Source organism: Sphingomonas sp. SRI_018 (assembly GCF_057586275.1).
The window spans coordinates 160,492-181,005 of record NZ_JBYCZO010000001.1 but is presented as its reverse complement, the minus strand read 5'-3'; the positions used below and the strand labels follow the sequence as shown (position 1 = coordinate 181,005).

The 20,514-nt window shown below is 69.3% G+C and carries 19 protein-coding genes and 1 tRNA gene; 6 read left to right on the top strand and 14 right to left on the bottom strand.

Annotation, left to right across the window (positions count from 1 at the left end; translation table 11 throughout):
* A complete protein-coding gene (gene lepA, locus AC2YHA_RS00940; RefSeq protein WP_487400012.1) occupies positions 1 to 1,806 on the bottom strand; it encodes a translation elongation factor 4 in 1,806 nt (601 codons plus the stop codon).
* A 162-nt stretch (positions 1,807 to 1,968) separates the two neighbouring features.
* Between lepA and AC2YHA_RS00935 the strand changes: the two genes are divergently transcribed.
* Complete coding sequence (locus tag AC2YHA_RS00935; RefSeq protein WP_487400011.1) at positions 1,969 to 2,982, top strand: CsgG/HfaB family protein; 1,014 nt, start codon at positions 1,969 to 1,971, stop codon at positions 2,980 to 2,982.
* A 54-nt stretch (positions 2,983 to 3,036) separates the two neighbouring features.
* Here the strand turns inward: AC2YHA_RS00935 and AC2YHA_RS00930 are convergent, their stop codons facing one another.
* Together AC2YHA_RS00930 and pnuC are read right to left on the bottom strand one after the other, a co-directional pair.
* A complete protein-coding gene (locus tag AC2YHA_RS00930) occupies positions 3,037 to 3,555 on the bottom strand; it encodes an AAA family ATPase (protein WP_487400010.1) in 519 nt (172 codons plus the stop codon).
* Positions 3,552 to 4,109 carry a nicotinamide riboside transporter PnuC gene (gene pnuC / locus AC2YHA_RS00925; protein ID WP_487400009.1) on the bottom strand — a complete coding sequence of 186 codons (558 nt, stop codon included), beginning with the start codon at positions 4,107 to 4,109 and terminating at the stop codon, positions 3,552 to 3,554. Before pnuC ends, AC2YHA_RS00930 begins: the two co-directional genes overlap by 4 nt.
* A 123-nt stretch (positions 4,110 to 4,232) precedes the next feature.
* On the opposite strand from pnuC, the gene AC2YHA_RS00920 reads away from it, so the two are divergent.
* The gene (locus tag AC2YHA_RS00920) at positions 4,233 to 5,531 is read left to right on the top strand and encodes an FAD-dependent oxidoreductase (protein WP_487400008.1); all 1,299 of its coding nucleotides are present in this window, start codon (positions 4,233 to 4,235) and stop codon (positions 5,529 to 5,531) included.
* Positions 5,532 to 5,734: 203 nt separating this feature from the next.
* Positions 5,735 to 5,811 (top strand) — tRNA-Pro (locus AC2YHA_RS00915).
* A gap of 32 nt (positions 5,812 to 5,843) precedes the next feature.
* Here AC2YHA_RS00915 and AC2YHA_RS00910 read toward each other — a convergent pair.
* The 10 genes from AC2YHA_RS00910 to AC2YHA_RS00865 all read right to left on the bottom strand — a co-directional run bounded on the left by AC2YHA_RS00910 (position 5,844) and on the right by AC2YHA_RS00865 (position 17,673).
* Positions 5,844 to 7,715: an ABC-F family ATP-binding cassette domain-containing protein gene (locus AC2YHA_RS00910; protein ID WP_487400007.1), complete on the bottom strand. Its 1,872-nt coding sequence runs from the start codon at positions 7,713 to 7,715 to the stop codon at positions 5,844 to 5,846.
* Positions 7,716 to 7,755: 40 nt separating this feature from the next.
* Entirely contained in the window at positions 7,756 to 9,144 is a 1,389-nt protein-coding gene (locus tag AC2YHA_RS00905; protein WP_487400006.1) for an efflux transporter outer membrane subunit, read from the bottom strand.
* 3 nt (positions 9,145 to 9,147) lie between these two features.
* A complete protein-coding gene (locus AC2YHA_RS00900; RefSeq protein ID WP_487400005.1) occupies positions 9,148 to 10,227 on the bottom strand; it encodes an ABC transporter permease in 1,080 nt (359 codons plus the stop codon).
* Positions 10,228 to 10,381: 154 nt separating this feature from the next.
* A complete protein-coding gene (locus AC2YHA_RS00895; RefSeq protein WP_487400004.1) occupies positions 10,382 to 11,497 on the bottom strand; it encodes an ABC transporter permease in 1,116 nt (371 codons plus the stop codon).
* 118 nt (positions 11,498 to 11,615) lie between these two features.
* A complete protein-coding gene (locus tag AC2YHA_RS00890; RefSeq protein ID WP_487400003.1) occupies positions 11,616 to 13,340 on the bottom strand; it encodes an ATP-binding cassette domain-containing protein in 1,725 nt (574 codons plus the stop codon).
* A 134-nt stretch (positions 13,341 to 13,474) separates the two neighbouring features.
* Entirely contained in the window at positions 13,475 to 14,482 is a 1,008-nt protein-coding gene (gene hlyD, locus AC2YHA_RS00885) for a secretion protein HlyD (RefSeq protein WP_487400002.1), read from the bottom strand.
* On the bottom strand, positions 14,479 to 15,099 hold the full coding sequence (locus AC2YHA_RS00880; RefSeq protein ID WP_233783501.1) for a CerR family C-terminal domain-containing protein: 621 nt from the start codon (positions 15,097 to 15,099) through the stop codon (positions 14,479 to 14,481). Before AC2YHA_RS00880 ends, hlyD begins: the two co-directional genes overlap by 4 nt.
* 66 nt (positions 15,100 to 15,165) lie before the next feature.
* Positions 15,166 to 16,053: a type II secretion system minor pseudopilin gene (locus tag AC2YHA_RS00875; protein ID WP_487400001.1), complete on the bottom strand. Its 888-nt coding sequence runs from the start codon at positions 16,051 to 16,053 to the stop codon at positions 15,166 to 15,168.
* Positions 16,050 to 16,622, bottom strand: a complete 573-nt coding sequence (locus AC2YHA_RS00870) for a type II secretion system protein GspJ (protein WP_487400000.1) — start codon at positions 16,620 to 16,622, stop codon at positions 16,050 to 16,052. The genes AC2YHA_RS00875 and AC2YHA_RS00870 overlap by 4 nt, the downstream gene beginning before the upstream one ends.
* 118 nt (positions 16,623 to 16,740) lie before the next feature.
* Entirely contained in the window at positions 16,741 to 17,673 is a 933-nt protein-coding gene (locus AC2YHA_RS00865) for an ABC transporter substrate-binding protein (protein WP_487399999.1), read from the bottom strand.
* Between the two features lie 206 nt (positions 17,674 to 17,879).
* On the opposite strand from AC2YHA_RS00865, the gene gspN reads away from it, so the two are divergent.
* Genes gspN through AC2YHA_RS00850 form a run of 3 tightly spaced genes read left to right on the top strand, consistent with a single transcriptional unit; the run spans position 17,880 to position 18,888 of the window.
* Positions 17,880 to 18,509 carry a type II secretion system protein N gene (gene gspN / locus AC2YHA_RS00860; RefSeq protein ID WP_487401675.1) on the top strand — a complete coding sequence of 210 codons (630 nt, stop codon included), beginning with the start codon at positions 17,880 to 17,882 and terminating at the stop codon, positions 18,507 to 18,509.
* An 8-nt stretch (positions 18,510 to 18,517) separates the two neighbouring features.
* Positions 18,518 to 18,706 carry a YkvA family protein gene (locus AC2YHA_RS00855; protein ID WP_487399998.1) on the top strand — a complete coding sequence of 63 codons (189 nt, stop codon included), beginning with the start codon at positions 18,518 to 18,520 and terminating at the stop codon, positions 18,704 to 18,706.
* Positions 18,676 to 18,888, top strand: a complete 213-nt coding sequence (locus AC2YHA_RS00850; RefSeq protein WP_487399997.1) for a hypothetical protein — start codon at positions 18,676 to 18,678, stop codon at positions 18,886 to 18,888. The genes AC2YHA_RS00855 and AC2YHA_RS00850 overlap by 31 nt, the downstream gene beginning before the upstream one ends.
* 105 nt (positions 18,889 to 18,993) lie before the next feature.
* Here AC2YHA_RS00850 and AC2YHA_RS00845 read toward each other — a convergent pair whose 3' ends face one another.
* Entirely contained in the window at positions 18,994 to 20,226 is a 1,233-nt protein-coding gene (locus AC2YHA_RS00845) for a polyhydroxyalkanoate depolymerase (protein WP_487399996.1), read from the bottom strand.
* Positions 20,227 to 20,514 lie beyond the last annotated feature (288 nt).

Here is a 20,514-nt window from a genome sequence, read left to right as displayed (position 1 = left end):
TTACTCCTCCCCCATCCGCAGCGCCGCGATGAACGCCTCCTGCGGGATCTGCACGGACCCATACTCCCGCATCCGCTTCTTGCCTTCCTTCTGCTTCTCCAGCAGCTTGCGCTTGCGGGTGATGTCGCCGCCGTAGCATTTCGCGGTCACGTCCTTGCGCAGCGCCGCGATCGTCTCGCGGGCGATCACCTTGCCGCCGATCGCCGCCTGGATCGGGATCTTGAACAGGTGGCGCGGGATCAGGTCCTTCAGGCGCTCGCACATGCCGCGGCCGCGCGCCTCGGCGCTGGCGCGGTGGACGATCATCGACAGCGCATCGACGGGCTCGTTGTTGACCAGGATGCTCATCTTGACCAGGTCGCCGGGGCGGTGGCCGATCTGCTCATAGTCGAAGCTCGCATAGCCGCGGCTGATGCTCTTCAGGCGGTCGTAGAAGTCGAACACCACCTCGTTCAGCGGCAGCTCGTAGGTGAGCTGCGCGCGGCCGCCCACGTACGTCAGGTCCTTCTGGATGCCGCGGCGGTCCTGGCAGAGCTTGAGGATCGAGCCGAGATACTCGTCGGGGACGTAGATCACCGCCTTGATCCACGGCTCCTCGATCTCCTCGATGCGGTTGGGATCGGGCATGTCGGCGGGGTTGTGGAGCTCGATCGCGCGTGCCTCGGCCTCGCCCGCGGCCTTGGTCAGCTGCAGCTTGTAGACCACCGACGGCGCGGTGGTGATGAGGTCGAGGTCGTACTCGCGGGTCAGCCGCTCCTGGATGATCTCGAGGTGGAGCAGGCCGAGGAAGCCGCAGCGGAAGCCGAAGCCGAGCGCGGCCGAGGTCTCCATCTCGAAGCTGAAGGAGGCGTCGTTGAGGCGGAGCTTCGAGATCGATTCCCTGAGCTTCTCGAAGTCGTTGGCGTCGACCGGGAACAGGCCGCAGAACACGACCGGCTGGACTTCCTTGAACCCCGGCAGCGCCGTGGCCGCCGGCCGCTTGGCGTCGGTCAGGGTGTCGCCGACGCGCGCCTGGGCGACTTCCTTGATCTGCGCGGTGATGAAGCCGATCTCGCCCGGGCCGAGCTCGGGCAGGTTCTCGATCTTGGGCCGGAAGCAGCCGACGCGGTCGACGAGGTGGGTCGTGCCGGCGGCCATGAACTTGACCTGCTGGCCCTTGCGGATCGTGCCGTCCATGACGCGGACGAGGATGACGACGCCGAGGTAGGGGTCGTACCAGCTGTCGACCAGCATCGCCCTCAGCGGCGCGGCCGGGTCGCCCTTGGGCGCCGGGATGCGCTCGACGATCGCGTCGAGCACCTCGTCGATGCCGATGCCGGACTTGGCGCTGGCGAGGACGGCGTTGCTGGCGTCGAGGCCGATGATCTCTTCGATCTCCGCCTTCACCTTCTCGGGCTCGGCGCTGGGGAGATCGATCTTGTTGATGACGGGGATGATCTCGTGGTCGTGCTCGATCGACTGGTAGACGTTGGCGAGCGTCTGCGCCTCGACCCCCTGCGCGGCGTCGACGACCAGGAGGGCGCCTTCGCATGCGGCGAGGCTGCGCGACACCTCATAGGCGAAGTCGACGTGGCCGGGCGTGTCCATGAGGTTCAGGACATGGCCCTTCCATTCGAGGCGCACGGTCTGCGCCTTGATGGTGATGCCGCGCTCCTTCTCGATGTCCATGTTGTCGAGCACCTGCGCCGACATCTCGCGCTCGGACAGGCCGCCGGTGCGCTGGATCAGCCGGTCGGCCAGCGTCGACTTGCCGTGGTCGATATGCGCGATAATGCTGAAATTACGGATCTTTTCGAGTTCGGTCACGAAGCGTCATCTTTTCCGGGAAGAGGATTTGCGCCGCCGATAGCACCGCCGCCGCCCGATCCCAAGCACGGCGCTTCGTCGCGCGCATTAACCCACTCGACCTATTCCCACGCCGCGCGCGGTCGGGTATCGCGACTCGGCATCCATAAGGGGGAAGCATCGATGTTGAAGTATCCGGCGGTGGCCCTCACCGCGCTTGCGTTGTGCCTGACGAGCGGGGCCGAGGCACAGCGACTCGCGAAGCAGAGCAGCGGCCAGAAGCTGCAGGAACAGACGATGAGCGACGTGCCGCGCTGCGCGCGCAAGCTCGGCACCGTCTCGGTCGTCGACGGCGACGATCCCGTCGGCTGGACGCAATATTCGCTGGCGCCGCCGCAGAAGTTGCTCAAGGTGCTGATCCAGCGTTCGGGCTGCTTCAATCTGGTCGACCGCGGCAGCGGCCTGCAGGCGGCCGAGCGTGAACGGCAGATCGGCGGCCACCTCGGCCTCCAGCGCGGATCGAACGTCGGCCAGAACCAGATCAAGGCGGCAGACTATGTGCTGGTCGCCGAGATCCAGGGCGCCAACAGCAACGTCAGCGGCAGCGGCGCCGGCGGCCTGATCGGCGGCTTGGTCGGCGGCCGGCTCGGCGCGCTCGCCGGCGGCTTCCGCACGAAGAAGATGGAGGCGAACACCGTCCTCTCGCTGACCAACGTCCGCACCACCGAGACAATCGCGACGCAGGAAGGCTATGCCGCCAAGAACAGCACGGTCTTCGGCGCCGGCGGCGGCGCCGGCTTCCTCGGCGGCGCAGCGGGCGCGGTCGGCGGCGGCTATGACAACACCGACATCGGGCGGATCGTCACGCTCTCGTTCATCCAGGCCTATACCAAGATGGTGACCGACCTCGGGCTGGTGCAGCCGGGCGATGCGGGCACCGCGCAGGCCTCCCCGGTCAAGGGCTACACCGCGCAGCGGCCGGTGGCGATGCGCGCCTCGTCGATCGGCTCGTCCAAGCTGATCCGCACGCTGCCGGCGGGCTCGACGGTCTATCCCACCGGCAACAAGAACGGCCTGTGGTGGGAAGTCGCCGACGAGAACGACAATGTCGGCTGGGTGCTCAACACCGGCCTCGCGCCGACCGAGCATGCGCCGCAGGACGAGCATGGTCCGACGGTGGTGATCAAGAACAGGTAAGGTCAAACCTGATGCAAGGGGCCCGTTCCGCCAGGCGCGGAGCGGGCCTTTTTGCTATGCGAGCCCGGCGTCGCGGATCGCCGCCATCGCGCTCTCGAACCGTGCCTCACCCTCGCCCCGCACCCAGGTCCAGCGGAGGCCGCGCCGCTCCAGTTCCTCGCGCGAGACGTCGAGGAAGCGCTGGCGGAGCTCGGCCGTGCCGAACAGGCGGGTGCCGTCGTCGATCCACGGCAGGTCGATGTCGAGCAGCAGATAGAGGTCGGCGGTGCCGCTCCAGCGGTCGAACCAGGGATCGCGGCGCCCGAACAGCATCACCGCCCAGGCCGCGGTCATCAGCGGATCGGTGTCGAGGATCACCGGATCGACGCCACGCGCGACCGCTTCCTGCGTCAGCCGGTCGTGCGTCTCGGCAATCTCGACCAGGTCGGCCATGGTGAAGTCGGTCCCGCGCTCCTCGGCGAAGGTGCGGCCATATTCGGCGACCACCTCGCCGCCGAGCGCCGCCGCCAGCCGCGGCGCGAGCGTCGACTTGCCGGTGCTTTCCGGGCCGTGGAGACAGATCAGCCGGCTCACACCCGCATCGCCCGCCGCCAGCCGATCAGGCCCCACACCGACATCGCCAGGAAGACCGCATAGAGCGCGGAGGTCGCCCACAGGTCGCGCACCGCGTAGAGCGGGATCGCGAGCAGATCGACGGCGATCCACAGCACCCAATTCTCCCAATAGCGGCGCGACAGCAGGATCTGGCCCGCGACGCTCAGCATCGCGATGCCGGCGTCCCACCAGGGATAGGCGGCGTCGGTATGGCGGTGCATCAGCCAGCCCCAGCCCGCCGTCGCCGCCGCCACGGCGGCGATCCAGGCCAGCCGCGCGGCGCCGGAGAGCCGCTCGACCCGCACCTCGCCCTGTTCGGCGCGGCTGCGCGACCAGTTCCACCAGCCGTAGAGGTTGACCGCGAAGAAGAAGAGCTGGAGCAGCGCGTCGGAGTAAAGCTTCGCCTCGAAGAAGACGATGCCGTAGAGCGACACCATCGCCAGCGCGAACGGGTAGTTCCACACGCTGCGGCGGACGACGAGGACGATGTTGGCGAGGCCGAGCGCGGCGGCGGTCAGCTCGATGGGGCTCACGCGGGCGTCTTCGTCGTCATCGTGAGCGGCGCCTAGACGAGGCTTTCGAGCGCGGTCAATCGCTCGGCGCTTGCCCTCCCCTGCCGGGCCGCTAGCATCGCACCCACAGACGCGGGAGGATGCATGCGGCATATCGCGGTGATCGGCTCCGGGCCGGCGGGATACTACACCGCCGAGGCGGCGCAGAAGGCGTTCGGCGACCAGGTCCGCGTCGACATCATCGATAAGTTGCCGGTGCCGTTCGGCCTGATCCGCACGGGGGTCGCACCCGATCACCAGTCGATCAAAGCGGTGTCACGCCGCTATGAGGCGACCGCGCTGACCGAGAACGTCCGCTTCGTCGGCAATGTCGCGGTCGGCCGCGACGTCTCGATCCACGAGTTGATCGACCTCTATGACGCGGTGGTGCTGGCGACCGGCGCGCCGGCGGACCGGCCGCTCGGTATCCCCGGAGACGACCTGCCCGGCGTGATCGGGTCGGCGGCGTTCGTCGGCTGGTACAACGGGCATCCCGACCATGCCGGGCTCGCGCCCGCGCTCGACGGCGGCGGCGCGGTGGTGGTCGGCAACGGCAACGTCGCGCTCGACGTCGCGCGCATCCTCGCCAAGGCCGAGGCGGAGTTCGCCGGCTCCGACATCGTCGGCCATGCGCTCGATCGGCTGAAGGCGGGTCATGCCGGCGACATCACCATCCTCGGCCGCCGCGGGCCGCACCAGATCGCGATGACCCCCAAGGAGCTGGGCGAGCTCGGCGAGCTTCAGCGCGCCGCGCCGGTGGTCGATCCCGCCGACCTGCCGCCCGTCGAGGCCGATGCCGCACTCGAGCCGGGCGTGCGCAAGTCGGTGACGCACCTGCGCGACTTCGCCGGCCGGACGCCGTCGGACAAGCCGATCCGCGTCATTTTCGACTTCTTTGCCCGGCCGGTCAGGATTGAGGGCGACGGCAAGGCCGACCGTGTAATCGTCGAACGCACCGCGCTCGACGCCGCCGGCAACGCCCAGGGCACCGGCGAGACGTACGCGGTGCCGGCGCATCTGGTGGTGAGCTGCATCGGCTACCGTACGCCGCCGATCGAGGGCGTGCCCTATGATGAGAAGCTCGGCCGCTTCGCCAACGAGGAAGGACGGATCGTACCCGGCCTCTATGCAGTGGGTTGGGCGCGGCGCGGGCCGACGGGGACGATCGGCACCAATCGGCCGGACGGCTTCGCGATCGTCGACAAGATCGCCGAGGATACGCGTGACGACAGCGGCAAGCCCGGCCGCCCCGGCCTCGACGCGCTGCTGGCGGAACGCGGCGCCGAGGTCGTCACCTTCCGCGACTGGCAGCGGATCGACGCGGCCGAAGTGGCGCGTGCCAGGATCGGTTCCCCGCGCGAGAAGTTCGTCGCGGTCGAGGACATGCTGGGGGCGCGGGGATAAAAAGCTCCTCCCCGGGACGGGGAGGGGGACCAGCGAAGCTGGTGGAGGGGGCTTGCCTCCTCGGACTCGCTCGCAGTGGGCCCCCTCCACCGCGCAAGCGCGGTCCCCCTCCCCGTCCCGGGGAGGATTATGGAGCTTGAAACCCTCAGCCGTGGTGGTATAGGCCGCCCCTCGCTGACGGGGCTCGCCCCGGAAGCGCCGGTCGGGGAATAGCTCAGCCTGGTAGAGCACTGTGTTCGGGACGCAGGGGCCGGAGGTTCGAATCCTCTTTCCCCGACCAATTTCTCTCCCGCTTTTCGCGAATAGACCCGCTCAGGCGGCGGCAAGCAGCTCCAGCGCCTCGCTGGCGTCCATCCACGCCGCTTCCGCCGCTGCGATTCGCGACTCCAGCTCGGCACGGCGCTTCATCAGCTCGGTCATCGTCAGCTTCGCCAGCGCCGCATCGGCCGAGGCTGGATCGAACATCGCCCGATCGATCGCGCTGCGCTGCTCGGTGAGCTTCCCCAGCTCGCGCTCCGCCTCCTGCGCGCGCTTACGCAGCGCGGTGCCCTTCTCGCGCGCCTCGGCGGCCTGGCGTCGCGCCTCCTTGCGGTCGACCTTCGGGGCGCCGGCGGCATCCTTCGCGTCCTTGGTCAGCACGAACGCGATATAGTCGTCTAGCGAGCCGTCGAACGGCCGCGCGGTGCCGCCGTCGACCAGCACCAGCCGGTCCGCGGTCATCTCCAGCATGTGGCGGTCGTGGCTGACGATCACCACCGCGCCGGTATAGGCGTTGAGCGCCTGCACCAGCGCCTCGCGCGCATCGACATCGAGGTGGTTGGTCGGCTCGTCGAGGATCAGCATGTGCGGCGCGTCGCGGGTGATCAGCGCCAGCGCCAGCCGCGCGCGCTCGCCGCCCGAGAGCCTGCCGACCTTGGTGGTCGCCTTGTCGCCCGAAAAGCCGAACCGCCCGAGCTGCGCGCGCACCGCCGACGGGGTCGCGCCCTTCATCAGCCGCGCCATATGCTCGAGCGGAGTGTCGTCGCGGTCGAGCTCCTCGACCTGATACTGGGTGAAATAGCCGACGCGCATCTTGCCCGAGGCGGTCATGCCGCCGTCCATCGGCTTGAGCTGCGCGCACAGCAGCCGGGCGAGCGTGGTCTTGCCGTTGCCGTTGCGGCCGAGCAGCGCGACGCGATCGTCGGGATCGAGCCTGAGGTTCAGCCGCTGGAGGATCGGCGTGTCGCCATAGCCGACGCTCGCCATGTCGAGCGTGATCAGCGGCGGGCGCAACTCGTCGGGATTGGGGAAGTCGAACGACAGGCTGGGGTCGTCGAGCACCGCCGCGATCGGCTGCATCTTCGCCAGCGCCTTGGCGCGCGACTGCGCCTGCTTGGCGGTGGAGGCGCGGGCGGAATTGCGGGCGATATAGTCCTGGAGCTTGGCGCGCTCGGCGAGCTGGCGTTCGCGCGCCGCCGCCTGCTGGGCCTGCCGCTCGGCGCGCTGGCGCTCGAACGCGTCATAGCCGCCCGGGTAGAGCGTCAGCTTGCCGCGATCGAGGTGGAGGATGTGGTCGACGACGTTGTTGAGGAAATCGCGCTCGTGGCTGACGATCAGGATCGTCGCCGGATAGGCGCGCAGGAAATCCTCCAGCCACAGCACCGCCTCGAGGTCGAGGTGGTTCGACGGTTCGTCGAGCAGCAGCACGTCGGGCTGCGAGAACAAGAGCGACGCCAGCGCCACGCGCATCCGCCAGCCGCCCGAGAAGCTGTCGAGCGGGCGGTGCTGCGCCGCCTCGTCGAAGCCAAGGCCGACCAGGATGCGGGCGGCACGGGCGGGCGCGGCATGGGCATCGATCGCGTTCAGCCGCTCGTGGATCTCGCCCAGCTGGTCGGGATCGTGGCTGGTCTCGCTCTCGGCCATCAGCGCGGCGCGTTCGGTGTCGGCCGCCAGCACCGTCTCGAACGGGGTCGCGGCACCGGCGGGCGCTTCCTGCGCGATATAGCCGAGCCTGGTGCCGCGCGGCATCTCCGCCGAGCCGCCGTCGGGCTCCAGCTGCCCCGCGATCACGCGCACCAGCGTCGACTTGCCGGCGCCGTTGCGCCCGATCAGCCCGACACGGCTGCGCGGCGGCAGCGCGGCGCTGGCGCCGTCGAGGATCGTGCGTCCGCCGAGGCGGACGGTGACGTCGGTGATCGTGAGCATCGGGCGCCCCTAGCAACCGGTCGGCCAAAACAGAAGGGTGTCAGCTCCAGCCGCCGCCCAGCGACTTGAACAGCGCGATCGCGGCCTGGCCCTTTGCCGCGGCGGCGGAGTCGCGGCGGCGTTCGGCGGCAGTGAGCGATGATTGGGCACGCATCAGGGCGAGGCGATCGTCCTCGCCGCGGGCGGTGCGTTGCTCGGCGAGCGCGAAGGCGGTGCGCTCGCGGCCGAGTGACGCCTCCGCCTCGACCAGTGCGGCGCGGGCATTAAGGAAGCGGTTGATCGCGCCCTCGCTGTCGGAGAGCGCGCCGACCACCGCCTTCTCGTAGCGGGCGGCGGCACCCTGGGCGCGGGCGTCGGCGGCGCGGATCTGCGCGCGGATCGTGCCGCCCGAGAAGATCGGCCAGGAGAAGCTCGGCCCGACCTGGAGCCGCGTGCTGTCGCCCGAGAAAAGGTCGCCGACATTGCGGGCCTGCTGGCCGACACTGCCCATCAGGCTGAAGCGCGGGAACAGGTCGGCGGTGGCGACGCCGATGTCGGCGGTGGCGGCGGCCAGCTCGCGCTCGGCGCTGCGCACGTCGGGGCGGCGCTCGAGCAGCTCGGAGCGGACGCCGACCAAGATCTCGTCGGGCGCGACCGGCAGCGGCGCGGCGGTCTTGAGCTCCGGCGCCACCTCCTCCGGCGGCACGCCGACGAGGGTGGCGATGCGGTAGGTGGCCGCCGCGGCGCTGGCGCGGGCCTGGGTCACCGCGCCAGCGCTGGCGCGCGCCTGCGCCTCGGCGCGGTCGGCGTCGATCTTCGAGCTTTCCCCGGCGCGGTAGCGCAGCGCGGTCAGCCGCGCGGTCTCGGCATCGGCAGAAGCGGCGGCTTCGCCGGTGGCGATGTCGGCTTGGGCGGAGCGCAGATCGTAATAGGCGCGCGCGACCTCGGCGATCAGCGTCAGCATCACGTCCTGCCGGCTCGCCTCGGCCGCCTGCATCCGCGCGGTGGCCGCCTCGACCTGCCGGGTGCGGCGGCCCCAGAAGTCGAGCTCCCAGCTCGCGTCGAAACCGAGGTCGAACAGCGGGAAATCGCGCGTGAAGACGGGAATCTGGCCGATCGGGATCTGGCCGTTCTCGCTCAGCACATTCTCGGTGGCGGAGCCGGTCGCCTGTACCGTCGGCAAGCGGCCGCCCGCTGTGGCGTCACGGTTGGCGCGCGCCTCGGCGAGCCGGGCGGAGGCTTCGGCGAGATCAGGGCTCGATTTCAGCGCGCGCTCGACCAGCGCCGTCAGCTCGGCGTCGTTGAAGCGCCGCCACCAGGTGAGATCGACCGCGCCGGGCGTGCCGGGCTCGACCCATTGGGACGCGGCCTTGGTCTCGGGGCGGTGATAGTCGGGGCCGACGGTGCAGCCGGCGAGGAGACCCAGGGCAAGGAAGGACAGGCGGCGCATCGGTCACTCCATTCGCGCGCGGAACAGCCAGGCCGCGGCGGTGAGCGTCACGCAGGCGATGATCGCCAGCGGCCAGAGCTGGTGGAACACGGCCTCCGCCGGCATCGCCTTCAGGAACAGCCCCTGGACGATGACGAGGAAGTAGCGCGCCGGATCGGCGTAGGTGATGACCTGCAGCCAGTCCGGCATGTTGTCGATCGGGCTGGCATAGCCCGACAGCAGGATCAGCGGCGTGATCGCCAGGAACACGCCGAGGAACGCCTGCTGTTGCGTCGCCGAGGCGGCCGAGACCAGCATCCCCACGCCGATCAGCGCGAGCAGATAGACCGACAGCGACAGGAAGAAGAGGGTCAGCGAACCGAGGAACGGCACCCCGAACACCAAAGGCGCGATGACCAGGTAGATCGAGCCGTTGAACATGCCGAGCAGGAACGGCGGCACCATCTTGCCGATCAGTATCTCGTGGACGCGCAAGGGGGAGACCATCAGCTGATCGAAGGTGCCGAGCTCGCGCTCGCGCGCCACCGACTGCGAGGTGACGGCGAGGCCCGACACCGACACGATGATCGCGACCAGCGAGGGCAGCGTGAACCAGATATAGTCGAGCGAGGGGTTGTACCAGTTGGTGACGACGCTGCCCGGGCTCGCCGAGGCGCGGGGCATCAGGTCGGCGCCGACCCCGCCGGCGATCTGGCTGAGGTAGCCTGAGACGATCTGCGCGGCGTTGGACCGGCGGCCGTCGAGCACTACGCCGATCGTCGCCGGGCGGCCGGCATCGACGGCGCGGTCGAAATCCTCGTCGATCACCACCGCCGCGATCACCTCCTGCCGGTCGATCGCGTCGGCGAGTTCGTCGGGCGAGCGCAGCGGGAGTACCTTGCGGAAATTGGGGCTGCCGGCGACGCGCGAGACGAACTCGCTCGAATGCACGCCGGTCGCGCGGTTGAGCACGCCGATGTCGACGTTCTTGACGTCGAGCGTGGTGGCGAAGGTGAAGATGAACAGCTGGATGAGCGGCGGCACCACCAGCACGATCCGCGAGCGCGGGTCGCGCAGCACCGCCCACATCTCCTTGACGATCATTGCCCGCAACCGCCTCATGCCGAACGCTCTCGGTCGTCATTCCCGCGAAGGCGGGAATCCATTGGCACTGCGCTCAGGATTAGAGACGCGAAGGCAGCCAGAATGGATTCCCGCCTTCGCGGGAATGACGGGGGATAAGGGGCACGCGCAGCCATCAGTCCAGACTCCGCCGCGTGACGCGGAACGCCAGCAGGAAGAAGCCCATGCCGAACAGCAGCATGATACCGATGTTGGGCAGGATCAGCCCCCAGAGGTCGCCCGCCAGGAACACCGTCTGCAGCGACGGGATCAGGTAGCGCGCCGGCACCGCATAGGTGATCGCCTGGATCGGCCAGGGCATCGACCCGATCTCGAAGATGAAGCCCGAGAGCAGGAAGGTCGGCAGGAACGCCGAGAGCAGCGCCACCTGGCTCGCGACGAACTGGTTCTTGGTCGCCGCCGAGATGAACAGGCCGAGCCCCAGCGCCGGCATCAGGAAGGCGCTGGCGATCGCGAACAGCGCGAACACGCTGCCGCGGAACGGCACGCCGAACGCGAACACCGCGATCAGCGTACACAAGGTCATCGAGCCAAGCGCGAGCAGGTAATAGGGCAGCACCTTGCTGGCGATGAACTCGGCCATGCTGATGGGGGTCGCCATCATCGCCTCCATCGTGCCGCGCTCCCATTCGCGGGCGACAACGAGCGCGGTGAGCAGGGTGCCGATCATCGTCATCACGATCGCGATCGATCCGGGGACGAGGAAATAGCGGCTCTTGAGCTCGGGATTGTACCAGAAGCGGGTCGACAGCCCGACCGGCGGCTGGCGGTCGTCGTCGCCCGCCGCCCAGGCGGCGCGCACGCCCTCCCCATAGGCGGCGGCGAAGTTGGCGGTGTTGGGCTGGGAGCCGTCGGTGATGATCTGGATCGGCGGAGGATTGCCCTGCTTCACCCCCTCGCCGAAGTCGGGCGGGATGACGATGATCGCGCGGACGCGGCCGTCGACCATCCACTGCTTCACCGGCTGGACCGCGCGGGCGAAGGTCACGTCAAAATAGGGCGAGTGCGCATAGCTCTGGGCGAGGCTGAGCGCCGGCGCGCTCGAATCCTGCACCACCAGCGCGACGCGGGTGCGCGTGCTGTCGAGCGACACCGCATAGCCGAACAGGAACAGCAGGATCAGCGGCAGCACGAAGGCGATCAGGAAGGTCGAGGGATCGCGCACGATCTGCGAGCCTTCCTTCGCCACCAGCGCGGCGAGGCGACGGGGGGAGAAGCGGATGGAGGTCATAGCCCCTCCCCTTCAGGGGAGGGGTAGGGGGTGGGGCAGTGCGGCAGGCGAAATCGCTCGGGGCGAGGCCCCACCCCAACCCCTCCCCTGAAGGGGAGGGGCCTATGATGGATCGCGCTCACGCCGCCGCCCTCCCCTCGGCTTCGCGCTTGCGGTCGAATTCCTCGATCAGTGCGATAAAGGCATCCTCCATCGTCGGGTCGTCGAGGTTTGCCAGCTTCGCGGCCTCGGCCTTGAGCTCGTCGGGCATGCCGGTCGCGATCTGCTCGGCGCGGTAGATCAGCGTCGCGCGGTCGCAATATTCGGCCTCGTCCATGAAGTGCGTCGTGACCAGCACGGTCACGCCCTTCTCGACCAGGCCGTTGATGATCATCCAGAATTCGCGCCGCGACACCGGGTCGACGCCCGAGGTCGGCTCGTCGAGGAACAGTACCGGCGGCTCGTGCATCACCGCGCAGGCGAGCGCGAGCCGCTGCTTGAAGCCGAGCGGCAGGGTGCCGGCGTTGACGTTGACGTGCGGCCCGAGCTCGAAGATGTCGATCATCGCCGCGATCGCCCGCGCCGCAGTGCCGCGGTCGAGGCCATAGGCGCCGGCGAAGAAATCAAGGTTCTGCCGTACCGACAGATCGCCGTAGAGCGAGAATTTCTGCGCCATGTAGCCGAGCGAGTTGCGCGCGTCGGCGGCGGCGTGGCGGAGGTCATGCCCCGCCACCGCGCCGGTGCCGCTGGTGGGCGTGAGCAGCCCGCACAGCATCTTGAAGGTGGTCGACTTGCCCGCCCCGTTCGGGCCCAAGAGGCCGAAGATCTGCCCGCGCGGGATCGAGAACTCCATGTCCTTGGCGGCGGTGAAGTCGCCGAAGCGCTTGGTCAGCCCCTTCGCCTCGATCGCCGGTGCGTCGTTCTCGGGGATGGTGCGATAGCGTTCGGCGAGCGGGCTGGTACCCTTCGGTCCACCACCCAGGATCTCGATGAACCCGTCCTCGAAGCGCGGCGCGGCCTGTTCGATCGTCGCGCCCTCGAACTTGGGCTGCGCGGTCCCTTCCTTCAGCAGCAAACGCACCGCCCGCCCCTGGATGGTGCCGTCGATCACGTCGTCGCGGTCGAGCGCCCTGGTCAGGAACTGACGGCGGCGTTCCTTGAAGCCGGCGACGCGGATCACGCGGTCCTTCACCCTGCCGGTGAGCTCGGCAGGCGGGCCGTCGAACAGCAGCTTGCCCTCGTTGAGCAGATAGACGCTGTCGCACTTCTCCGCTTCGTCGAGATAGGCGGTCGACCACAGCACGCCGATCCCCTCGCCGGTCAGCTCGCCGACCATCGCCCACAATTCGCGCCGCGAGATCGGGTCGACGCCGACCCCCGGCTCGTCGAGCAGCAGCAGCCGCGGCGTCTTCACCAGCGCGCAGGCGAGGCCGAGCTTCTGCTTCATGCCGCCCGAGAGCTTGCCGGCGAGGCGGCTCTGAAAGCGCTTCAGGTCGGTAAAGTCGAGCAGCTTGTCGAACGCCGCCTCGCGCTCCGACCGGTCGAGCCCGCGCACCTCGGAATAGAGCACGAGGTTCTCGCGTACGCTCAGATCCTCATAGAGGCCGAAGCGCTGCGGCATGTAGCCGAGATCGTCGAGCGCCTCGCCAGGCGGTTTGCCGAGCACCTCGACGGTGCCGTCGGTCGGCGCCATCAGGCCAGCGAGGATGCGGATCAGCGTGGTCTTGCCGGCACCGTCGGGGCCGACGAGGCCGGTCACCTGCCCCGGCGGGATTGCGATACGCACGCCGTCGAGCGCGGTCAGCTCGCCGAAGCGCTTGACCAGCCCCTCGGCACGGGCGGCGGGATGCGATTCACTCGCCACGCCACGCCCCTCTCGTCACCCCGGCCTTGTGCCGGGGTCCACGGTGCCGCGAGCCAATCAGCCGAAGTGAACGCTGCACGGTGGATGCCGGAACAAGTCCGGCATGACGGATGGGATGCGAGGACATGGAGCCCTCAATCCCGATGCGCCGGCCGCGCGCCGGGCACGCGCACCGTCACCGGCTGTCCCTGGCGGAGCGCATCGTCTGGATCGTTGACGATGATCCGCAGCCGATAGACGAGGTCCGTCCGCAGCGCCTCGGTCTCGACCGACTTGGGGGTGAACTCGCTGCGTGGCGAGATGTAGCCGATCGTCCCGTGATAAACCTTCGGATTGCCGTCCGCCCTCACCTCGACTGCCATGCCCGGGCTGATACGGCTCAAGTCCGGCTCGGCGATATAGGCGCGCACGCGCATCGGGCGATCGATCGACAGAGTGAGCAGGGTCTGCCCCGGCTGGACGATCGCTCCCGGCTCCTGCGCACGGGTCACGACCGTGGCGGCAGTCTCCGCGATCAGGCGCGTATCGCCGAGGTCGGTCGCGGCGCTGCGCCGGGTCGCCTCGGCCGCGCGGAGTTGCGCCTCGCCGGCGGCAACATCCTCGCGCCGGCTACCCGCCTCCAGCAGCGACAACGCCTGCCGCGCCTCGGCAAGCTGGGCGTTGGCGTTGTCGCGCGCCGCCACGGTCTGGTCCCACACGGCCCGGCTGATCGCCCCCGGCGCGACGAGCGGCTGGCGACGGGCATAGTCGCGCTGCGCATTGGCCGCCGAAGCCTGCGCCGCGACGACTCGCGCGCGGGCCTGGGCGATGTCCTGCGCGCGATTGCCGTTGCGCAGCTTGTCGAGCTGCGCGCGCGCCTGCTGCACCTGCGCGTCCGCCTCGCCGATGCGCGCGTCGAGCGTCGCGGTGTCGAGCGTCGCCAGCAGCTGCCCCGGCTGGACCTTGGCGCCTTCCTCGACCGCGATCGTCTTGATGCGCCCGCCGACGCGGAAGCCCATGTCGACCTCGCGGATGTCGACATTGCCGTAGAGCTGGAGCGGCTTGTCGCGCTCTCCGCCGAACAGGCCGAACCCCTTGGTCGCGACTGCGGCGATCGCGAGCGCGGCGAGCACGACGACGGCAATGATCAGGCGGCGGTTCATTCCGGTTTCTCCGAAAGGATGCAGCGGGCATTGGCGCGCAGGCGCCGGATCAAGAGGTCGGCAAGGTCACGGTCGATCTCGAGCACCTCGAATACGCGGCATACCGCCGCATGGCCGGCGCGCAGCATCAGCACCTGGCCGACCATCAGCACCGCGGTCGCCCGCAGCTCGCGCGGGTCGAGATCGGTGCGGACCTGCCCTACCAGGCCGATCAGCGTCTCGGCGATCGGCTGCATCGCGCCGCCGAAGATGCGGTGGAACGCCTCGGTCGGAAATTGCTGCTCGCGAATGATGAACCGGGCCCAATGCTCGGTATCCTTGGCCAGCATCATGCGAGCGAGGCTTTCGAGCAGCATCAGCACCTCCTCGATCGCCTGTTCGCGGGTCGCGGCACCGGCTTCGCGCACCCTCTGCAACACTTCCGCCTGCCGCTCGGCGATGCCCGCGGCAATGTGATCGGCAGCGGCGAGATAGAGTCCTTTCTTGCCGCCGAAATGATAGGTGATCGAGGACATGGCGGTGCGCGAGGCGTTGGCGATCGCGCGCGTGCTCGCCCCCTCATAACCGTTGCGCCCGAAATGCTCGATCGCAGTGTCGAGAAGAACAGAGGAAAGCATTGCCTCTTTTGTTCGATCGAACGAACAGAGTCAAGGTCGGCAATCGCCGATGTCGTTCGACCTCGGCTATTTCCTTGCGAGAAATGCCGGCACGTCGGGCGGGATGGCGGCATTCCACCAGCGTTCGACCGCCACGGTCTCGGGCGGCGCGCCGGGCTCATCGGAGCGGCGCTGGATCAGCGTGGCCCCCTGCTGGACGGTGTCGCCGATCGTGGCGCGGGTGCGCACCCAGAAGGTGTTGGAGCGAAAGCCCGTGGCCGGCGGCATCGCGACATTCTCGTCCGCCAGGTCCTTCATCGTCAGCATCCCCTGACGCTCGCGCACCTTGACCAGCCGGTCGGCGACGACGGAGTCGTGAAACAGGATCGCCAGCATCTCGGGGGAGGCGGCGTTGAGGTTGATCTGGGTCTGCCCGGGCAGCGCCGTCACCAGCCGCTCGAGCTGCCCCGCCACCTTGGGATCGAGCCCGGCGAAGCGCAGCGGGCGCAGGTCCGTCACCGGCCCGGCGAGGCGCACGAACGCGATCGCCTTGGCGATCTGGTCGTCGTCGAGCCCGACCGAGCGGGCGATCTCGCCGAACAGGATCACCGGTCCCGCCTGCCCGCTCATCAGCGTGTTGAGGTTGAAGCGGCCCTCGGCATCGGCGATCGTGAGGTCGAAGCTGCCGCCCTCGATCGGCGCGCCGCTCTCGGCGAGCGCGCCCCAGGGTTCGGAGGCGGCGTCGTAGTCGCGCTCCTCGGCGATATCGCGGCGCAGCGCCACCACCGCCGACAGCTCGCCGCCCCGCACCACCGCCTGCGCCCGTGCCGCCTCGCGGGTGCGCAGCGCGCGGTCGAGCGCCAGCTCCTCACGGTCGACCATCAGCAGCACCAGCCCCGCGGCGATCGCCACGAACATCAGCACGTTGACGAGGATCATGCCGCACTCGTCCTCATGGGGGCGTCGCGGCGTCATTGATCCGCCTCCGTTTTCGCACGGGCAGGCAGCAGGACCACACGGCGGAGCTGCCCTTGCGGTCCCCGCCCCGCCACCGTCAGCTCCAGTTCGACCGCGCGCGGCCAGGCCGCCACGGCCTCATCGTCCTCCGACAACGGCCATCGCGTCTGCCAGTCCTGGTCGAAGAAGCGCCAGCGCGCGCCGGTCACGCCGGTGAGCAGCAGCTGCGGCCGCCCGCCGACGCTGCGGATCAGCGCGCCGCCGCGCACCACATAGGTCACCGGCACCGGCGGTCCGCCGAGCCCGGGCGCGGCGCGGGTGAAGGTCAGCCGGTCGCCACCGCCCGAGACGTTGCCGAGCGCGATCTGCTCGACGTCGCTCGTCACCACCAGCATCGTGCGCTGGAGATCGGCGAGCCGGTCGAGCCGCGTCTCGGTCCGCCCCTGCACGCCCAGCACGCTGTCGACCAGCGCCAGCCCCGCCACCGCGATCAGCGCGAACAGGACCAGGCTGATCATCAGCTCGATCAGCGTGAAGCCGGATTCGCCGGCCGTGACGTTCCGGTGCCTACACCCTCCCCTCGTCATCCCCGCGAAGGCGGGAATCCATTCTGGCTGGCTTCTCGAAAGAGTCGCTCCACCAGCGACAATGGATCCCCGCCTTCGCGGGGATGACGGGAATGGGAAGCGCCGCACGGCAATCACCTCACGCTCCCCGCGAGGTCGCCACGCTCTCATAGCCGCTGCGCCGCGCCACCAGGATCGCGAGCTCGCGCGCGCAGCTTCCGTCGGTGCGGAAGCGGACCGCGCCGGTGACGCAGGGGAAGCTGTCGGTCCCGAGCAGACCGGCGCGGTCGAGCTGATGGTTGGCGCGCAACGCCTTGGCGATCCCTGCCGCGTCATAGGCGAGCGCCGCCAGCGCGCCGGGCGAACCGCCGACCTTCGTCTCGAACTCCGAGGAGAAGGTGCCGAACGACTTGGGATCGGGCGCCGCGATCCAGGCCCCCTCGAGCGCCTCCAGTGCCGACGGGCGGTTGTCGAGCGCCTGCACGGTGCCGAGCAGCTGGATGCCGGTCTCCTTGAGATTACGCGCTGCCGCGAGCACGGCGTCACCGCCGCCGGTCGCGAGCACCGCATCGGGCGGCTCGCCGGCAGAGGGCAAGGGCTGGCCGGCGGCGATCGTGATCGCGCGTACGTCGATGCCGAGCTCGCCCTGCAATGCCTGCGCCGCCTCGACCGCGGCGGCACTCCACGGGGTGCCGTCGCCGATCGCCAGCACCGATTTGATCCCACGCGAGCGGGCATAGCGCAGCACCGCGCTGGTCGACTGCCGCGGCGTCAGGCCGAACACATAGGCGCCGCTCGCGGCGACGCTCATGTCGTTGGTGAAAGCGATCACCGGCACCTTTCCCGCCACGACACCCGCCGCGCCGCGCGCCTCCTCGGCGGAGAGCGGGCCGAGCACCATCGCGACGCGGCGCTTCATCGCCTCGGCCGCGGCGCGCGCGGCGCCTTCGGCGGTGCCGCCGGTGTCGAGCAGCTGCATCAGCTTGCCGTCACTTTCGGCAAGCGCGGCCGCGCGGCTCATGCTAAGCCCCAGCGCCGCCCGCTCGCCGGTGAGCGGGAGCAGCAGCGCCACGGGCCGTTTGTCGGGTTTCGGCTTCCGCTCGGCGGCAATCGACGATGAGGGCAGGACCAATGACGCCGCTGATCCGACGAGGCCTGATCGCAGAAGCCTCAGCACGTCCCGGCGGTCCACTCGATCTCTCCGCAATTGCGCAAACCGGCGCGCGACGCCGTCTTATCCTCTTCGTCGGCATCGGCATAGCCGCTTACGTGCTGGCGATGATCTGGACGATCCCGGCGAGCACCGTGTTCAAGAACCGGCCGTGGCGGACCGGGATCGCCGGCACGGTCTGGAACGGCGAGGTCGGCATCGCCGGCGGCAGCGTGCTTTCGTGGCAATGGGCGCCGCTGCGGTCGCTGGTGGGCCTGGGCTTCGCAATCGACTGGAAGGTGACCGGCGCCGACACCGCTCTGGGTGGCCGCGCGCTGCTGAAGCCCGGCCGCACCGTGGTCGATTCGGTGAGCGGCTCGGCCGACGCCTCGCTGCTCCAGGCGCTGCAGCCGAACCTGCCCTTCACCTGCAATTTCGTCGGGCAGGCAGATTTTCCGAGGATCGTCGTCAGCGCCTCGGGGGCCATGGCGCAGGGCCGGCTCGTCACCGACCCGGGCTCCTGCCAGACCAAACAGGGCGGCGCGCCGATGGCGGTCCCGTCGCTGCTGCTGACCGCCGAGCATATCGGCGACGAAAGCCGCCTCCGCCTCGCCCCGGCGACGCAGCGGCTGCGCACGCTGATGACGATCACGCTGGGCGAGGACGGCACCGTCGACATCGGCATGACCCGCGAGGGCGCCGCGGCGCTGCCGTTCGTCGGCCTGCCCGGCGGCGCGAGTATCAAGGGCGGGATGTAGGCCGGGTCATGCCGTCGCCTTCGCTGGTCCACCGCCTCCGCGTCGAGACGCACGCCATCTGGCTGGCGGTGCGTGATCCACGCACGCCCTGGCCGGCGCGGGCGATCGGGCTGCTCGTCGCGGCCTATGCCCTGTCGCCGATCGACCTGGTGCCGGACTTCATCCGGTGCTCGGCCTCGTCGACGACGCCATCCTGATCCCGGCCGGCGTCTGGCTCGCGACCCGCTTCATCCCGCCCGCGGTGATGGCCGAGCATCGCGCCGCCGCCGAGGCCGCCGCCGAACGCCCCGCCTCGCGCTGGGGGCTCGTCCTCGTGCTGCTCACCTGGGCGGCGATCGCGTGGCTGGCGTGGTCGCTGGTGCGGACCTTGTACGACTGAGCCGTCAGGCCAGACCGACGTTCAGGCAAGACATTCGCTCCTACCCCGTCACCCGTGACGGTTGGAAACGGGCAAGCGATGATCCAGAACTTCAAATGTCGCCCGCTATGCCGCGTGCGCGGCGATCCAATCCTCGACCACCGGCGCGATCTGGCCGCGCCACTTGGAGCCGTTGAAGATGCCGTAATGGCCGACCTTCGGCGCCATGTGGTACTTCTTCTCCCTGGCGGCCAGCTTGGTCGCCAGCGTGAGCGCCGCCCTGGTCTGTCCCAAGCCGGAGATGTCGTCGCGCTCGCCCTCGATCGCGAGCAGGCCGATGTCGGTGATCGCCGCCGGATCGACCCGGCGCCCGCGGTGCTCCATCTCGCCTTTCGGCAGCGCATGGCGCTGGAACACCACGTCGATCGTCTGGAGGTAGAACTCCGCCGTCATGTCGCAGACCGAGCGATACTCGTCGTAGAACGCCATCGTCGCCTCGGCGCTGTCGTCGTCGCCCTGCACGAGATGCTTGAACAGCTCCCAATGCGAGATCATGTGGTTGCCGAGGTTCATCGTCATGAACCCGGCGAGCTGCAGGAAGCCCGGGTAGACCCGCCGTCCGGCACCCGGATAGAGCAGCGGCACGGTGGCGATGACGTTCTGCTCGAACCAGGCATGCGGCCGCTCGGTCGCCAGCGTGTTGACCGCGGTCGGCGCCTCGCGCGTGTCGATCGGGCCGCCCATCAGCGTCAGCGTACGGGGACGGTTGGGGTGCTTGTCGGCGCTCATCAGCGCCGCGGCGGCATAGCAGGGCACCGACGGCTGGCACACGGCGAGCATGTGCGGGCGCGGATCGCCCTCGCGGCCGATGAGCTCCAGGAACTCGACGATGTAGTCGATGTAATCGTCCAGGTCGAAGCGTCCCTCGTCGGTGGGCACCAGCTTCGCGTCGCGCCAATCGGTGATGTAGACGTCATGCTTCGGCAGCATCCGCTCGACCGTGCCGCGCAGCAGCGTCGCATAGTGCCCCGACATCGGCGCCACGATCAGCAGCTTGGGGCCGCCCTCGACGCCTTCCCGCGCGAAATGCTTGAGCTGGCCGAACGGCTTCTTGAGAACGACCTCCTCATGAACGGCGACCTGGCGTCCGTCGATGGTCGTGCGATCGAGCCCGAAGTGGGGCTTGCCGCGCGGCGCTGCAGCATGGGCGAACACCTCCAGCGCCGAGGCGAGCACCGGCCCGCCGCCGAAATAGGCGAACGGGTTTGCCGGATTGTTCAGCAGTCCGGCCGAAAAATTCGCGAACGCGCTCGCCCCCGCAAGCATCGATCGTTGCACTTCATACGCATCATAGAGCATTCGGTATGTTCCCCACCGTGGGTGGAAGCCACGGCCCCGATATGGGTATAGCGTGCCGCAGTTGCGAGACAATGCGGATGACGGGGAAAGCGACGAAGCGAGTTGGGGAACTTTAAAGCCCCTCCCCTTCAGGGGAGGGGTTGGGGTGGAGAAGTGCGGCAGGCTCGTCGCTCGCGGATAGCCCCCACCCCCAACCCCTCCCCTGAAGGGGAGGGGCTTGCAAGCCCACACGCCTCGCTATCCTTCCGAATCCATTGCCCATCGCCCCCGCAAGCCCTAGTCCCCGCG

What these genes read in the sequence shown, in the direction of transcription:
- AC2YHA_RS00875 (WP_487400001.1), bottom strand. Translation starts at nt 16,053, where the DNA reads ATGACGCCGCGACGCCCCCATGAGGACGAGTGCGGCATGATCCTCGTC.
- AC2YHA_RS00880 (WP_233783501.1), bottom strand. Translation starts at nt 15,099, where the DNA reads ATGCTTTCCTCTGTTCTTCTCGACACTGCGATCGAGCATTTCGGGCGC.
- AC2YHA_RS00870 (WP_487400000.1), bottom strand. Translation starts at nt 16,622, where the DNA reads ATGACGAGGGGAGGGTGTAGGCACCGGAACGTCACGGCCGGCGAATCC.
- hlyD (WP_487400002.1), bottom strand. Translation starts at nt 14,482, where the DNA reads ATGAACCGCCGCCTGATCATTGCCGTCGTCGTGCTCGCCGCGCTCGCG.
- gspN (WP_487401675.1), top strand. Translation starts at nt 17,880, where the DNA reads ATGATCTGGACGATCCCGGCGAGCACCGTGTTCAAGAACCGGCCGTGG.
- AC2YHA_RS00920 (WP_487400008.1), top strand. Translation starts at nt 4,233, where the DNA reads ATGCGGCATATCGCGGTGATCGGCTCCGGGCCGGCGGGATACTACACC.
- AC2YHA_RS00905 (WP_487400006.1), bottom strand. Translation starts at nt 9,144, where the DNA reads ATGCGCCGCCTGTCCTTCCTTGCCCTGGGTCTCCTCGCCGGCTGCACC.
- AC2YHA_RS00910 (WP_487400007.1), bottom strand. Translation starts at nt 7,715, where the DNA reads ATGCTCACGATCACCGACGTCACCGTCCGCCTCGGCGGACGCACGATC.
- AC2YHA_RS00855 (WP_487399998.1), top strand. Translation starts at nt 18,518, where the DNA reads ATGCCGTCGCCTTCGCTGGTCCACCGCCTCCGCGTCGAGACGCACGCC.
- AC2YHA_RS00900 (WP_487400005.1), bottom strand. Translation starts at nt 10,227, where the DNA reads ATGATCGTCAAGGAGATGTGGGCGGTGCTGCGCGACCCGCGCTCGCGG.
- AC2YHA_RS00935 (WP_487400011.1), top strand. Translation starts at nt 1,969, where the DNA reads ATGTTGAAGTATCCGGCGGTGGCCCTCACCGCGCTTGCGTTGTGCCTG.
- AC2YHA_RS00845 (WP_487399996.1), bottom strand. Translation starts at nt 20,226, where the DNA reads ATGCTCTATGATGCGTATGAAGTGCAACGATCGATGCTTGCGGGGGCG.
- AC2YHA_RS00895 (WP_487400004.1), bottom strand. Translation starts at nt 11,497, where the DNA reads ATGACCTCCATCCGCTTCTCCCCCCGTCGCCTCGCCGCGCTGGTGGCG.